12 protein-coding genes and 1 pseudogene are annotated in these 15,869 nt (G+C 41.4%); 4 read left to right on the top strand and 9 right to left on the bottom strand.

Annotation, left to right across the window (positions count from 1 at the left end):
* Positions 1-229, top strand: a 229-nt coding sequence (locus tag F0231_RS20840; protein ID WP_216612113.1) for a hypothetical protein, incomplete at its 5' end; no start/stop codon positions are given.
* A gap of 166 nt (positions 230-395) precedes the next feature.
* Here the strand turns inward: F0231_RS20840 and tnpA are convergent.
* The 9 genes and pseudogenes from tnpA to F0231_RS09485 all read right to left on the bottom strand — a co-directional run.
* Positions 396-722: pseudogene (gene tnpA / locus F0231_RS09525) on the bottom strand (IS200/IS605 family transposase); the annotation flags it as partial.
* Positions 723-878: 156 nt separating this feature from the next.
* Positions 879-3,473 (bottom strand): Ig-like domain-containing protein, encoded by a 2,595-nt coding sequence (locus tag F0231_RS09520; protein ID WP_171759486.1) that lies wholly within the window; start codon positions 3,471-3,473, stop codon positions 879-881.
* A gap of 228 nt (positions 3,474-3,701) precedes the next feature.
* Positions 3,702-4,457: a hypothetical protein gene (locus F0231_RS09515; protein ID WP_171759485.1), complete on the bottom strand. Its 756-nt coding sequence runs from the start codon at positions 4,455-4,457 to the stop codon at positions 3,702-3,704.
* 210 nt (positions 4,458-4,667) lie between these two features.
* Positions 4,668-5,450 (bottom strand): porin family protein, encoded by a 783-nt coding sequence (locus F0231_RS09510; protein WP_171759484.1) that lies wholly within the window; start codon positions 5,448-5,450, stop codon positions 4,668-4,670.
* Positions 5,450-6,478, bottom strand: a complete 1,029-nt coding sequence (locus tag F0231_RS09505) for a hypothetical protein (RefSeq protein ID WP_171759483.1) — start codon at positions 6,476-6,478, stop codon at positions 5,450-5,452. Before F0231_RS09505 ends, F0231_RS09510 begins: the two co-directional genes overlap by 1 nt.
* Complete coding sequence (locus F0231_RS09500; RefSeq protein ID WP_171759482.1) at positions 6,471-7,199, bottom strand: hypothetical protein; 729 nt, start codon at positions 7,197-7,199, stop codon at positions 6,471-6,473. Before F0231_RS09500 ends, F0231_RS09505 begins: the two co-directional genes overlap by 8 nt.
* A 10-nt stretch (positions 7,200-7,209) precedes the next feature.
* Positions 7,210-9,450 (bottom strand): TcfC E-set like domain-containing protein, encoded by a 2,241-nt coding sequence (locus F0231_RS09495; protein WP_367613469.1) that lies wholly within the window; start codon positions 9,448-9,450, stop codon positions 7,210-7,212.
* A gap of 509 nt (positions 9,451-9,959) precedes the next feature.
* Positions 9,960-10,475, bottom strand: a complete 516-nt coding sequence (locus tag F0231_RS09490) for a hypothetical protein (protein ID WP_171759480.1) — start codon at positions 10,473-10,475, stop codon at positions 9,960-9,962.
* A 58-nt stretch (positions 10,476-10,533) separates the two neighbouring features.
* Entirely contained in the window at positions 10,534-11,049 is a 516-nt protein-coding gene (locus F0231_RS09485) for a hypothetical protein (protein WP_171759479.1), read from the bottom strand.
* Between the two features lie 245 nt (positions 11,050-11,294).
* Here F0231_RS09485 and F0231_RS09480 point away from each other — a divergent pair, with 245 nt between their 5' ends.
* From F0231_RS09480 to F0231_RS09470, 3 genes are all read left to right on the top strand, one after another.
* Positions 11,295-12,233 (top strand): helix-turn-helix transcriptional regulator, encoded by a 939-nt coding sequence (locus tag F0231_RS09480; RefSeq protein WP_171759478.1) that lies wholly within the window; start codon positions 11,295-11,297, stop codon positions 12,231-12,233.
* Between the two features lie 362 nt (positions 12,234-12,595).
* Positions 12,596-13,429 carry a rhodanese-like domain-containing protein gene (locus F0231_RS09475; RefSeq protein ID WP_171759477.1) on the top strand — a complete coding sequence of 278 codons (834 nt, stop codon included), beginning with the start codon at positions 12,596-12,598 and terminating at the stop codon, positions 13,427-13,429.
* Positions 13,430-13,616: 187 nt separating this feature from the next.
* Positions 13,617-15,863: an EAL domain-containing protein gene (locus F0231_RS09470; protein ID WP_171759476.1), complete on the top strand. Its 2,247-nt coding sequence runs from the start codon at positions 13,617-13,619 to the stop codon at positions 15,861-15,863.
* Positions 15,864-15,869: the final 6 nt, after the last annotated feature.

Here is a 15,869-nt window from a genome sequence, read left to right as displayed (position 1 = left end):
ACTAGCTTTAATCGTGATTACCTCTATTGCGTCTTTCAGTGCAACCGCCGCAAGCGTTAAGGTTCGCTGGACAGGTCAAGTACCCACCGTAGATTGCGCTACTCAGACTATTAGCAACCAGGTTGCGTTTAATGAACAAAATGAGCGATGTAAAATCGAGCTAACGCAGCACGAATCAAAAATCCACACTACGAAAAAAGAAAACAAGATGGTGTCGTTTGACGTGTAAGCCAGGTAGTGTGATGCGAGGGAAGAAATAGGACTACATTTCTAATGGGTAGCCCGGTTTGACTCATTGTCCGTGCTCCATTTGAGGAAGAGATTGGAGCAAGGGAATTAAAATAGCTCGAGTTATTTAAGTAAATTACTACCTTCTAAAAAGTAGCTTTGTGTGAGCCCCTTTGCCAGTAGTGGTGACCCCAAAGTTTATTTTTCGAAAATATGGAAACTTACTCAAGAGTTTAAGGCTATATTGCCTTTTAATACCTTCATCAATTTGTATATGGAAAGCATAGGTGGAACTTTTATTACCAAGTGAAGTTGGTCAACCGAGACGTTCAGATCAACAACTTTACATCCAAGTTGATTACAGTAAACATTTATACGCTAATAAACTTCTTTAAGTACTTTATTATTCAAGATACTAAATCGGTATTTTTTCGTCCACACTATGTGATATTTACAACTCCAAAATAAGTGTATGCTTGATGGTATCTACTCATGTTGCCCCTCTTCGACTTCGCTAAAAATCAACGGAGCATTTAACATGGGTAGAACTACAAGCCAAACCAAGCCTAACCAAACGATAACCACCTACGAGAGCAGGTGGTTTAGAGTTGAAAACAAAATTTAAATCTGTTCAATTTTATATATCAGCATTAATAAGCCGAAATGCGTATATTTTCGAAGTAACGATCGTGAGTAGTTGTGTTGGTAACAGAAGAAATGGCTAACCAATATGGTACACCATTTCCAAACTGTGCGCTTACACTAGCAAAAGGTACCGAGGGTTTAACGTCAACAGTATTTATCGAAATTTCAACCTGGTTATTGATTTTCTCAAACCATAAATAGGTTTTGGTACTCGATAAAGGAGGATTATTGAATACTGTTCCTACTTGCGCCCCATCTTGATATACTTTGAGGCTGTCGGCGTTATAATAACTCACTACAATACCGGTGCCTTTATCCGATATAATCGCTGAGTCGCTTGCACCGGTCAATGGGACGCTATCAATGCCACTACCATCATGGGATTGCTGCAAATAAATGGCAAAGCTTCCATTGTCATTTGCTGCAACCGAAGTTATTTCTGCCTTGAGCAAAAAGGTACCTTCAGTATAAGCTTTATCATAAAGTGCATACATGGGAGAAAACGATTTGGTTATAAGAATCCCTTCAGATGTAAATCTATAATCCGCAGAACCTTCTGCACCTCCGTTAGATTCCTTATTAACCCAGAATTGATGATCAGTCACTGGAAGATCTTCAGATGGTGCCCAAGTGATTGTCCCTGTCTGGCTGTCACCATTGTCAAGCATTACAGAATATTCAGTCTCTGTCAGCTCGGTAATACCGCTGCCTGTGAATTGAACAGCATTATCTGCTTCCCCGTCAGCATTCACGGAAACGTTGTTTTCAGTAAAAGAGATGCTGTCACTAGTGCTAAACGCAACGTTTTCAAACGTCACTGCGTTGCCAAAGTCGTCCACAACAGCTGTAAGAATAGGTGCGTTGTCGACTACAGCATATACAGAATCATCGTCGACAATAGTCACTTTAGCGGTCGTTGCATCAGGGATAAACTCTACGTCCACAGTCTCAGTTGAGTCTCTGTAATTCAGTGTCAGCGTCATTTCTTCCGCTACGCTGCTCGTTCCCGAAAATGAAGCTCTACCTTGGTCATCTGTATAGACAACTTGATCAACGAAGTTGATATTCTTACTACTAGAAGTCACGTCGACAGGTTCGTCACTGACAGCGAAACCATCAGAATCAGACACTAGAACCTCTACCTCAATTGGATCAGAATCGTTTGCAGTTGCACTATTCGTTGAGGAAACAACTTGAAAATCTTTTGACGCCGGCAGAAATTCACATGTAACATAACCTGTATTATACCCAGTGAAACCTCCTGACAGCACGTCCACACTGCTACCTTCTGAAGTCATATAACCGTGGCCAGTAGGCCAGTCTTCATCTACCACTCGACTTGAGAATCTACTATCTAGTAGTGTGGTCTCGGACGGTAATATTCCCCCCATTGCACTACACGCATTAGTACCTTGCGCCAACGTCATTAGCGCCATAGTATAAGGAGTTTCTAACAAACTACTGTCATCGTAGGGTGTACCTAACGCATCAGCTTCAACGACCGTCAGCGGAGAGCTAAATGTAGATAAATTATAGTAAATTTCGTCCCACACTTCTATTTGGTCGAAAACACGTACTCGAACAGATCCCATATCATACGTGCCATTGTGATCACTCACTGCATAGCTTATGTCATATGTACCTGACTCTGCAGCGGAGAACACAATCGTTTTATTTGAAACATCTGTTGGATCTTTAACGCTAGCAGATGCATCAAACACATCTGCATACACAACCTGATAGTCATCGCCGTCTTCGGAGACCACATAGTCACTAATGTCAATATCAACTTGATCATTCACTTCAACCCAATCAGCGTACTCTGGATTAGCTTGTATCGAGAACCCATAATTTGCTTCGTGGCCCACTGCCATGTCCAAAACACCCATTAATACCAGCCCATTTGCAGAATCTTCTAATGTATATAAAATACGGTCGATACCGGTAAAACCAGCCGGTGGCGTATAATCAATAACTTGATCATCAGTAGGATTAACGTCGGCCACACTAGCTCGACCGAATGGTAAAGTAACGTCTGTTAACACGAACTCATCACCCAGTGTGAAGCCGACATTATCTAACTCCGCTTTCAACGAAACCGACGCACTTTCGTCAACAAAGGTAGTCGCACTCACCGGGGTGAGTTCAGTTTCATTTGGGGCACTACTAACAGCAACTCGCGCAATCGCTTCACTTGAAGCTCCTGAGTCACCATTGTTGTCCATTGGCGCTGACGCTTCAGCCGTACGGCTCATTGGGGCTAATGTTGTAGGGGTCACATGATATCGATAGTCACACACTTTGGTATCTGATGCTAAAATTACAAACCCTGTTGCCGTCATACTCTCCAATTGACAGCTATCATTATTAGACAAGACCTCAACTTCACTAAGCGTGAAGCCACCACCAGTTGATGATAATACCTTTGACGACAGATCAACCTCAAATGACTCGGCGTAGCCGGTTGAGTAGGTGGCGTCTTCAGCGGAAAGCGTCGCGCTTTGACTGCTAGGTGAACCACTAGCTGAGCTTTCGACACTTTTTTCACTGCCCTCGCCACCGCACCCGAAAAGCGTAAGCGTAGCAGCGACGGCAAACAATACGGGAACTTCCCTCCGCAGCTTATTGTTTAGAAGGTTCATAGTACCTACCTATAAATTTTCACTAAGTTCAATTTTGACTTTATGGGATATCTTTAATCGTGTATTGGGCATTCAAAGTTTGCTAAAATAAGTTATGCCATGTCGGTTGAAGGCAAGGGTTACTAATGTTAGCAACCTTAATCAGAATTTATAATTTAAAGGGATAAAATTATATTTTTGGTGTACCTATTCCTGGATATCTAGTTCCATCTCGTTAGAATACTTTTTATCGTAGGAGGTGACGGTAACATCAAGTCGCTCACTTTGCATATTTTTTGCGAGAGGAAACGTTTTGTCCCTGCCAGATACGACAGAGTATTTTTGTTTGCAATTTGATTTAACGACAGAGTATTTTTGTTTGCAATTTGATTTATTGTCGTCGTTACAAGAGTCGACATACACATTAATCATTGTATTGCTATTATTTACGACTCGTAATTCTTCACCTTGGTTAAAGAGCTTATAATCTAAGCGAGGTTCAGTAGTCGGGATAATATAGAGCGGAGAGAAACCATAATTAATTTCAACGCCGGTCAGTTTTTCACCAGTTGGATTGTACCGGCTTGGCGTAAATGGCAGCATAAACATCAGATCTTTACTATTGTCGCAAGAAACCTGATGACACAGACTGCGAATACCCACACTCTTTTCTTCACCTGGTTTCAACACCAGTTTTGAGTTAGTTAGCGAGACCTTCCAATCGGTTAAGTTTTCTCGGCTATAGTCAGTTCTGACTATCTCAGAGCCATTATCGATACGGATTTCTTGAATATGTGATTTGACAAATAAAGGGTGCGCTTCATCGTTAATTAAATTAACAATCCCATTGCCTTTTTCGTCAGCTACAACAATCATTTTGTCAACGTTAAACGCATTGGCTGCTGAGGAAAGACATAAAGTGCCTAGAATAGTGGTTAGCGTTGCTATTTTATTTAGTCTCATTTTTCATCTCTTGTATTAAATTACTCGTAATAACAGTGCTTATTCTCCCTATAAATACTGTGAGGTGTTCCTTAAGAGACTATTATATTCACTGAAGTCGTAAGTTGATTGGGCATACTTAATTTTCAAACTTTCAATATGCACAAAAAAAACTACTAGATAGCTAGTAGTGTTGCTGCGAGTATGAAGGGAGGTATTATTTACAGCGAATCAGTGGAACGAAAATTTTTTCTCCTGGATACACGAAGTCAAGATTCCTGCCGGACAAACGTTGATATTGATAAGCTCGTTTAATGAAATATCGTGCCTTCTTGCAATCAAGTTAAGATATTCGCCATCTTTGAGTCGATACTGAGTAATACCAGACTCACACTGCGTTTCGTGAGAAACGAGCGGACGGTTCGGTTCAACAACCTTTTCCAGTGACGATTTTTCCACTATAGGCGGCGTGACCACGGGCGATTTTTGCTCGATTGGGCGCAATTCAACTCTTGGCTCTGTATCTGCGACCTCTTCAGTGAAGCGGTAAACGATCATTGTGTTGAACGCATACAGATCTTGTTGAGATACTCCTGCGTCAAAAATACCTCGGTAAGAAACGTCGACGCTCCAATTCTTGTCAATGGTATAATCCAGTCCAATATTGGCCGTTAGATCAGTGTCATTGGCTGAGTATGAACCGCCTCCCCCTATATAGATAGAAGCATAATCACTCAACGGCAGTACACCATTTATATCCAGATGAGTAAACTTAACGCCTAGGTTTTCTCCCCCTAAAGAGCCGTAGTCAGCATAGCTCAGTTGAAATCTCACATTTTTATTAACGTGATAGCCTGCGCCAATGCTATAACCTAAGCCTTCCTTCTCCACTTTATTGGTATCAACCACTGAGAAGGCAAGTCCTCCGCGCAAGTCAATCGGGGTTGCTATTGTTTGGGCCAATGTACAAGGAGCGACTAAGAAAGCCGTAATTAAATAAACTGTTTTCTTCATTATATTCCCGGTTCCAAAATGATAGTTACGCTGTCTGAATAGTCTCCACTAACAATGTTTCTACCATCTACGTCATAGCTAAAATCTAAATTGAAATTGATACTAGTTTGAACACCAATCCCTCGCGCAATATCAGTCTTCTCGTTCATGAGCACACCATCTCTTACAAGCTCGAGCTCACTGCACTGCGGACAATTGATCGTATATGGAATAGTGATGCTTGGATCCGTAGAATTGACTAACTCATAATCAGGATTGGATAACGTTAGCGCTAATCCATTGTTAAAATAGCCTGTGGCCGTGATATCGAAGCGAGTATCAGAAGTGACTCGAGTATTTGTGGTGTCATAATTCGGCACCATAGTTCCGTCACCGATCACTGTCACGTTATCAAGTTGTACAGGTTGGTAATCAATAACAAAAATCACGGTCTCATTTATATTTCGATAAGTCATGATGCCGTTGTTTTCGTAGTAATATCGAATCACCACTGGCACACTTGCGGAATACACTCCTTCAGAGCGCCCTGACAATGCAGAAGTTAACGATGCCGTATCGACGTTAAAAAGTGGTCTATAGAAAACGAACGGCTGTGTTTTCTTCGCATTCACGAGTTTGTATGATGAAATACAGCTAGCCCCTTCAACAGTTGCGACTGGCAGGTTAATTTTGTCAACTGTACACCCGCTCGCTATTGAACTAGACGAGATCGCAAATGACATGCCAGCGGTATTGTATTGCATACCGGCGATGTCGATAGAAACGGGCGCGGTAACCTCTCCAGTACCACCAAAGAACGTCACTGATTTAGCAGGGCTACTTGCAAATGTGCCCGGTACCCATGCATCAGAAGCTTGTAATAACGGTGGGGTCGACCAAGTACTCGGAGCCAATCGGCTCTCTGAGTAAGTGACATTATCCCACTGAATATCGCCACTTTTAACCGTGCCTTTTATTTCAATTCCTGCAAAGACATTACTGGATTGGAAAACACTCCAAAGAAGCAGAGTTAAAAACGCTTTATTCATCTTTATTTCCTACCTGTACTACTTGCGTTTTGAAGTAGCTTCGATCATATGAATAGACGGCAACATCGAGTTCATTTGCTCGCATTGTTTCTGTCAGTCGAAAAGTTTTTTCTCGACCCGCCAACACTACAAACTTCTGCGTACAGAGGGTTTTATTTTCAGAGCTGCATGCGTCAGCATGAACATTTAACAACGTATTGCTGTCATTCCTCACTCTTAGCTTGTCACCAAGGTTCTTGATCTGATATTTGTACTCAGGTAATGGTGTGGGAATAACAAAAACTGGCGCAAAACCGTAATTAATTTCAACAGCAGATACTTGTTCCGTCTCACCATAGCGACTTGGATAAAAGGACACTAAAAACATCGTATCCTTATCAGTATTACAGTTGGTGGTATGGCACAAGTTTCTCAAGCCTATCGTTTTTTCTTCACTCGGCTTTAGGGCAAGCTTTTGGTGAGTCAACGACATTTTCCACGATTCTAAGTTGTCTCTGGTGTACTCTTTTTTATGTATCTGGTCACCGTTGGTGATTGAGAGCTCTTCTACCGTTGAACTGATGAAGATGTGTTTGTCTTCATCATTAGCGAGTGTGATTGTCCCATTACCCTTTTTATCGGCAATAACGATCATTTTGTCTACCGTAAAAGCACTTACCGATGGGCTAGCGGCGTAGGATAGCGACAAGAGTATCATCGCGAATCGTTGTCTATTTTTCATACTGGATACCTCAATAAACTCTCGCCAGCGGGTAGCTAACACTATTTGCTTGGTTAAGACGTTTTGCTAATAATTTAAAGTTTGCGATTTCTTTTTGATGTAGAGCGATAACCTCAGGCAGTTTTTCATCTGTTCGAGCAATATAGATTGCTTTAAATTCACCGACCGATTTTTGAATCAACTTGTAGCCAAGAGACTCAAGTTTTATTACCGCTTTTGTTAGCTCATCAGACGTTTGATAAGCACCCAAGTAGTAAGCATGTAAGGTCTCATCTTCAATCTTAACCGTGTGCATCTGTTGACTATCCGCTATTGGCAAGCAGTAGTTCTGGCCAAAGTTAAGCTGATTTGTTGATGTGAACTTATATGGCAATAAGCATTGGCTATTCTTAGACGTTAGTTCGAAATTAAGTCCTTCAAGTACAGTGACTCGGTATACACCATCCGTCATTTCATTCACTTCTAAACACCCTTCACCGGTACATTCAATCGAACTGATTGGTTTTTCAGCGATGTCATTAAATGACGTTATAAATGAGACAACACGACTGATTTTGGGCGCCAAAGTCGCAACAGAACCAGGATGACTGAATAGATCCACTTCAGAATCTCCAGAGTTAAACAGGTCTACACTTTCTGAGTCAAAAGTCGCACTGTATGCACTGTAGTCTTGCAAAGGCACTATTGTTTGATCTTCATAGACGATGAATTGACTGTTGTCTTTGCCCTGCTTCTTTAATGCAAAATATCCTTTCTCTTCCCCCATACGATCTTCTGATTCTTTTTCGTCAATGTCGATCAAGGTATAAGCAGGCGCTTTACGATTAGTCACATATATGCCTGATTTAGTCGCAACTTGAGAGCTCGACAAGCTTGCGTTGATGCCTGAACCACTATTGGTCGAAAGACTAATAGAACCATTCATATTGGCGTATTCGTTACTTCCGTCTGCGGACAATAGAGCGTCTTGGTACATATCGTTTTGTCCACGATCATACGTATTACTGACTTCCAATGATGTATTGAATGAATCCGAATCAATCAGGTCGCTTCGCCTTACTGTTGTCTTAAATTGACTGATCGCAGTATCGGATGACGTCACACCTGTGATCGCATCGACAGCCTCAGAGAGAGGAACCGTCCACAATAGGCTCAGTGACGTTTCATTCGTCGCGTCGGTATAGTCGACATTTAAGTTGAGTCGAGAGTCTAATATTGTAGGCGTACTGTACCCAACAGAAACAAATTGCGACTCTTGTTCTTCTCCTGCATTAATACCCGTTAGAGAGGTATCATTGTTCAAGGAGTACACAGCGTAAATTGATTGCCCTCGATCAAAACTATAAGAGGAGTTGATTGACAAGCGAGCATAGTCAGCGTGTCCATACATAAATGAGGCGACTGGATCTCCATTTTTATTGTTCAATTCTTCATAAGAAACGTTTACATACGGTACACCCAGGTTCGCTGTAACAATACTCGCATTATCAAACTGACTGTAAACCGCTTCTGCCGTCAGGTTTAAGTCTATTAGGTTATACGCGCCGCCAACGGTTTTCATGCTACCAAGGTCTGACACTAAGCCGCCAATACCGATTTGAAAAGAACGGTTTACCTGATAATTTGCTAGAAACTTGGCATATGGATCATTTTCTACCGACACAATATCGGATTCATTCTGGAAATTGCTATCAGCGAACATTCCGGCAGAAAACACGTAGTCTAACTCCCCTTCGGCCAGTGAATCGCTGTTGGAGTTATACACCTGGTATACTTGAGAGTTTATAACTTCCCCCCCACTTGACACTTCCAATCTCGCTTCGTAACGCCCCCTAGGTAACTCGTTGTAAGAAATACTATTTTGGCCTTCAGACACGTTATTCTGGTAGATTAATCGGTCATCACGAAAAACTTGAACACTGCCACTTGTAGGTACATAGAAATTCAACATTTTGTCGCTATTAACACCACCAACAAGTAACTTCTCTGATGATCCGAATAGGATCGAGTTTTGACTTAATCTAGCCGTATTATTAAGAAAATCAGTCGAGTTCACTTCTGGTTCAAATTCAAAGTGACCCGCTTTTATTGAGTACGCGTCTACGTCTAGATGATAAGCGGCTTCATAGACTTCCGACCCAGAATCACTATTGGTAACGTTCACGTCACTTTTCAAGTAACCATAAGGAAGGCCTAAAATCGTATCATCGTTGAGTGAAACAAGAGAGTCTTGCTCTTCATATGCGCTCACAAATAGATCGAATGAGTTTATGAGACCATTATTTTTGCTTTCTGCATTATGGTATTTATTGGCGCTACTGCGACTTTGATAAGATAGAACTTCTGGAGCTACGAATAAATACAGTTCTTTGTCATTATAGTTGTGTACCAACTCGTACGTTTCTGGATAAATCTGACATTCCGAAATATTTCCAAGGCACAAATTTCTGTCATCCAGGCCAATCAATAAATCATCCAGAATTTTTTGTTGAAATTCTCTAGAAATCGCATTTTTTTCTAAGTACTGTTTGAAGGAATTAATTGAATCTTGGTTCGTTCCATCGAGCTTAATTGTTTCAAAAGACACAACCATATTGATAGGAGAGCTGAAGGTACCATCAAGATTTCTTAGACGAATTGGTTCGTTCGATTGTTCAAAAAGTTCCTCAAAACCTTCAGGTATCTGTTGGCCATATGCAAAGTCAGAAAGTAATGGCAAACATGCAAATAAAAAAAGCAAAGTGGTACTGCGGTTGGACATTATATTTCTACCTCAATATTAAACTCTATCTCACCATTACATCCCTCCGGTTGGCTTGTTGTGGTGATTGAACTAAAAGATGCGAACTCCAGCTTTACTTCATGTTCACTGTATTTATTAAAACCGTCATCAAACTGAAAGTCTGCAAATGTCAAACTTTCACCGACCTCAAGAGGCTGACTATCGATGCTGACAGACACAAAATCAGGTTGAGAACTTTCAAATCCAGAATAATCTTTACATGTTGTATCATTTCTAATTAAACCAGCAACGTACGCTATATTATTCACTTCTTTCGGGATACTTGTTTCCACTTTCAATGTGGAACTGGTTGTTTTAAATCTCGTTTTATCGGCACTCACCTCTAGTTCCAACCTTGACGGCTCAAATACCAATGAGTTTATAGAGTTGGCATATAAGTTATTTACGTCGATTGATGTCGATATATTAATCACTTTATGCTCTGCATGAGCACTTAAACTAATCAGTGCCAATAGCAAATAGATTTTATTCATTTTTGGCCACCAAAAATAAGGGCCCTGCTAAAATGAAGGCCCTAATTGAACTATATAATTAAACTAGGTCAGCCATTACAGTTAATGTTGCCTCTACAGTTGCACCACCTACTTCAGCTTCTGGAAGTGCCACAGTCTGGCTAATTTTAGCGGAGATAGTTTCTACATTCTGTACTTGGTCGCCAATTGCAAGAGGAGCACCGTTTACGTCCACTTCAACAGCCTGGGCTGGGTTCGCTGAACCATCGAACGTTACTGTCGCATCAACAAGAGTCCAGTTAGCTGGTGCTAGTAAACCTACAGTTGGGTTTGCTGGATCGTTGTTGTCGTTGATGTGTGACTCAAGAACGATTGCGTCAGACTCGAACACACCGTCTGTGCCTGGAGTAATAGTACCGTTGAGCGCTGTCAGGTCGCCTGCAAGACCAGTAATAACCATAGAGGCTGAAGCGTTAGTCACTGGTACTGTACCGCTCCAAATGACTGTCGCATTTGATGATGCATTTGCTACAGCACTCGCTGCTAGGCCGAAAACGAATAGTGAAGCTAGAGCGCTTTTCTTGAAGTTTGTCATTTTACTTTCCTATATCTTGACTTAAGAATTTAATTATCACCCGAGCCCGAGAGCTTTCTTTTTTCCCCTCGGTAGCGGATGCGGTGAATTATGGATAAATCGCGAAGTCAAATATTGGGCATTTTTAAAAAGCGATTTTTCAAAATGCTCGATGAGTACGAAATTAAATTGATAATCGAAATTAACATCTGACCGATATTGGGTGTATATTGGTACTATGCACATGGGATATAGGGAAATTTAGCATGACGATCAGTTTCGCCAAGTGCCTTCAAGCTGTAAGAAATGACAAGCAAATCACTCAGCAAGAAGCGCTCGACACACTTATTAGTTCAGACGAATCGCTCTCGAAGTTAGACTTAACGACTTATAGCCGATGGGAAAGGGGGGTGACTAAGCCTAAATTGAGTAAACAGTTACTGGTTGCAAGAATATTAGGGGCAGACTCTACGTCGCTGATTGACCCCGAAGCTAATGCCCCAGAAAAGAAACGCCAAGTTCTCGACTACGTTCATAGCCGAACAAAAGATCCGTATTCAAAAAGCTCAGCGGACTTTACTGCGTACCAAGATATCTCTCTTAAAGACAAAGAAGATCTACATCAACAAATTGTTACCTTCCACACCGATTACTTACAACAGAACTTAGAGCCATCTGCCCTGCTTAATGATAACCTCCATGTTAATGTCTTCGTCGATGGCGACAATAAACTGGTCGGGCACATGATCTACGGCTACGTCGAAATTGATACTCCCTCTGTGCTCCTTAACCCTAACAAACTAGAAGAGTGCCCATTTGTAAATGAAGAAAGGCGACCTGACCTTGATCTCGCCCTCTATTTAGTCTCAATGTATTGTTCTTTAATACCTCCTAGAATGGTTGCAATTTTGTCGCTAATTGAGCTGCTTAAACAAAACCAGAATATCAAACATTTGTATGCAAACTTGCACGACCAAGAAGGTTATAATTTATACAACTCAAACGTCGAATGCACCGTTCTCACCAAAGGTAACCAAGAACCCTATGGGGGTGTTAAGGTGTATGGTAAACACTATCGTTATGTACAAATCAAAGCCAACGCCGACGAAATACTGGCTTCGAAGGTCATTGCGAATATAGTGCCATTCACTGATGAATACCTTTCGAGCTTGCTAGATGGCACAGGGAGTGATTGCTCTCGATAATGCATATGAACAACCCAAGTACGTACCTACTATATTTAGGGATTGCTATCCTTATACTAATCGCTGTTAATTCAGTATTACCTCAACCAAAAGACAATATCGAAACAACAGGCGTGGTTCTCGCATCTACATTAACGCAATCACTTGACGGACATCGTAAATATCTTTCTGTCCAAACTTCAAAATCCGATGTGTTTAGAGTGTCTATTCCGATCTCAATCCATTGTGAAGTTGGGAAAAACGTTCAACTATTAGGTAATACACGTAGCCTGGAAACAACGACTAGCTTTCAATTCATTTCTTGCGACTAGTCCTAACTGTTAATACTGAACATATAACATATCAAATAGACACAAGGAGTAGTGATGTTCCCTCTCGTCACGCCACAATGGCTAAACGAACAAATCCATTCTAATTCAAACTTAGTCATCCTCGACGCCAGCATCGACTTTCAAATCCCTGGTGAAGTAGAAAAAGATAAAATTAATCTGATCCCAAATACCCTCCGATTCGATTACGACAAAGACTTTTGCGACCCTAACAACTCCTTGCCACACATGATGCCATCTGAGCAGCGATTCAATGACCTCGCTCAATCACTGGGTATCAACAATGACTCTACTGTCGTGGTTTATGACAATAGCGGGACGTTTGCCTCACCGCGTGCTTGGTGGATGTTCAGAGCGATGGGACACAAAAAGGTATACATTCTTGATGGCGGATTAACGGAATGGAAGCTCTCTGATTTAGATCTCGTTCAGACGTATGAACAAACGAAACAGAAAGGAAACTTTAGCGGGCGCTTGGATGAAGAGTTTTTCGTGTCTGCTGACTATGTATTAAACCAGATTGAAAATGAGCACAGCCTAACCGTTGATGCTCGCTCTCGCGCTCGTTTCAATGCGGAAGTACCTGAACCTCGTGCCGGCATTCGTAGTGGTCACATTCCTAATTCAGTATGCCAACCTTTCGCAGAACTAATGGACACCCACAAACTTAAGCCTGCTGATGAACTAAAACGAATATTATCTGCAGTGTTATCGAGTGAAATGCATCAAACCATATTTAGCTGTGGCTCTGGGGTAACCGCCTGTATCGTATTATTAGCTGCTGATATTGCAGGATTCGATAACCTAAGTGTTTACGACGGTTCTTGGACTGAATGGGGTGCAAATGATCAATTACCTATAGAGTGATTAACTACGACCTAGGTGTATATCCCCCTGTTGCCTAGGTCTTACTTTCTGTCATTTCATTTACCAATCTCGCACGTTTACACGACGCTTTTAAACCACCACACTTAATATTTGGGACGCTATATTGTAAATATTGAATTATGACCATATACTTGATTTCATACCGATTAGGTAGACTGGGAGTAATATGAATAATCGACCTAAAACAATATGGACATTACACAAAGCCGTTGTCGCAATCAGTGTCTTACTGCTGGTGTTTATTATTCGCAATATATGGCTTTCGACTGTCGAAGGGACCATCAGGACACAAACAACACAAGTTGAGCTGTTTTCTAACTCATTAGTCTCATTACTAACTAACGAAGCTAAAATTCTTGATGTTGCAGGTAAACAAGCGTTACGCAACATTGAAAATAACGAACCTATTCAAACAACAATCAAGATGTTCGACGCTTTAATCAGTGACTATGGCGACATTTCAGCGATTCGTTTAATGGATAAGAATGGCTTTTCCCTAGCATCGAGTAGCAACTTAAAGTCTCTGGCCTACCTGGACCAGTTGAGAACACCTAGGCTTTGGGCAAACTTCGTAGAAACACTCAGCTCTGAACAACTGGTTATCGGGCGTACCTACTATAGTCAAAACCTAAAATCAGACTTTATTCCTTTTCGTAAAGCAATAAGAGATAAGAACAATGAGCCTGTTGCGGTAATTACAGGGGCGGTATCTCTTAATAACACGGGTCTAATCAATGATTCTCTTCTTCTTGGCGAACACAATACGTTTGAAGTCGTCCGCGATGATGGTTACCCGCAAATTATACTTCCGCCAACCGCAGGGAGTTACGAGCAAAAAGTTGACTTTACTAACCATTCAGAGCTTGCTAAATCACTCAATCAAGTTGCCAATATTGATTCTCTAATGTTGACCGGAAAGACTCAGTCTTTCTATATCAACCATTTAAGTGACGTCTTCGTTGGTGTAACCCAATACATACCAGGCCATGGTTTATGGGTCGTATCTAAAGTCAATCAAAACCATATTTTCACTCAATTCCTTCCATCGTTTGTGACGATCATGCTGGTATTTTGTGGCTTACAGTGGTTTATCTTTGTCTTGATCAAACGCATTCATGAGTCAGATAGATCTCGCCGAAAAGAGCTACACTATCAAGCAAATCATGACTTTTTAACAGGGTTACCCAACCGATATTTCCTCCAACGTAAAAAGCATCAATGGAAGAATAAAGCGTTTGCCCTGCTCTACATCGATCTCGATAAGTTTAAAGTACTCAACGATACTTATGGTCACTCTAACGGCGACAAGTTGCTTGTCGAACTGGCGAAACGCATTAACAAAATGAAACCCAAAGGAAGTCTTTTCGCTAGAGAAGCTGGTGATGAGTTCTTACTTATATGCGAACAAGATAGCGTGTCAAACATCGAACAGTATTGCCAAGAGTTGCTAAGTAAGATATCTCAACCATATCAGCTCGAAACCACTCAGTATGTACTGACGGCAAGTATCGGGGTTTCTTTGTATCCCCAACACTCTGACAATATCGATACAATTAAAAGCCTAGCGGACATCGCAGCCCTGAAAGCAAAAGGGAATCGAGATACGTACTGTGTATTCACACCAGAAATGGCAAATGAATACCAAATGGAAGCGAAAATCGAGCAAAGACTTCGCGTCGCCTTAAACAACGACGGATTACATATTGATTTCCAACCACAATATCAAGACGGTGTAATCTGGGGGATGGAAGCTTTAGCACGTTGGCATGACGAAGAGCTCGGTATCGTAAATCCTGAGCGGTTCATCAGTGTAGCCGAAAGCTCTGGATTAATGCCTCAACTTGGTAAAGTACTTCTAAGACGCTCGCTTCAAGAGTCTAAGAAGATTCAAATTCAGACGCACAGAAAGTTACAAACATCGATCAATATCTCTGTAATTCAATTTATGGATGTCGATTTCATTAGCCAACTGACTAAGACAACAAAAGAGTTTGGCCTTGAGCCTAGTTCAGTAACGCTTGAACTTACCGAAAGTGTTCTTATTACGAATATATCTGCTGTTATGTCCAAGTGTAAGGCATTGAAAAAAATAGGATTCGAACTATCTCTTGATGACTTTGGTACTGGTTACTCCTCTTTACACATGCTGCACCGACTACCCGTTGATGAGCTCAAAGTAGATCGAGCTTTCATTCGTAATCTGCTTGAAGATGATAAGTGTTACGCTCTGGTAAAAAGCATTCTTAGTATTGGACGCAGCCTAGGTGTACGAGTTGTCGCAGAAGGGGTGGAAGAGAAAGATCAGGTCCATGCAATCAGTCTATTAGGCGCACACATCATGCAAGGCTATTACTACAATAAGCCTTTAAGCGTCGAGACTCTCATTGCACAATTAAAAAAGAAGGCAGCGTAATGCTGC

The organism is Vibrio sp. RE86 (assembly GCF_013114545.1).
GTDB lineage: Bacteria > Pseudomonadota > Gammaproteobacteria > Enterobacterales > Vibrionaceae > Vibrio.
This window is presented reverse-complemented; position numbering and strand designations above follow the sequence as displayed.

Excerpts from the sequence above, each read along its gene's own strand:
- F0231_RS09470 (WP_171759476.1), top strand. The coding sequence starts at position 13,617 with ATGAATAATCGACCTAAAACAATATGGACATTACACAAAGCCGTTGTC.
- F0231_RS09500 (WP_171759482.1), bottom strand. The coding sequence starts at position 7,199 with ATGAAAAATAGACAACGATTCGCGATGATACTCTTGTCGCTATCCTAC.
- F0231_RS09515 (WP_171759485.1), bottom strand. The coding sequence starts at position 4,457 with ATGAGACTAAATAAAATAGCAACGCTAACCACTATTCTAGGCACTTTA.
- F0231_RS09480 (WP_171759478.1), top strand. The coding sequence starts at position 11,295 with ATGACGATCAGTTTCGCCAAGTGCCTTCAAGCTGTAAGAAATGACAAG.
- F0231_RS09510 (WP_171759484.1), bottom strand. The coding sequence starts at position 5,450 with ATGAAGAAAACAGTTTATTTAATTACGGCTTTCTTAGTCGCTCCTTGT.
- F0231_RS09490 (WP_171759480.1), bottom strand. The coding sequence starts at position 10,475 with ATGAATAAAATCTATTTGCTATTGGCACTGATTAGTTTAAGTGCTCAT.
- F0231_RS09505 (WP_171759483.1), bottom strand. The coding sequence starts at position 6,478 with ATGAATAAAGCGTTTTTAACTCTGCTTCTTTGGAGTGTTTTCCAATCC.
- F0231_RS09485 (WP_171759479.1), bottom strand. The coding sequence starts at position 11,049 with ATGACAAACTTCAAGAAAAGCGCTCTAGCTTCACTATTCGTTTTCGGC.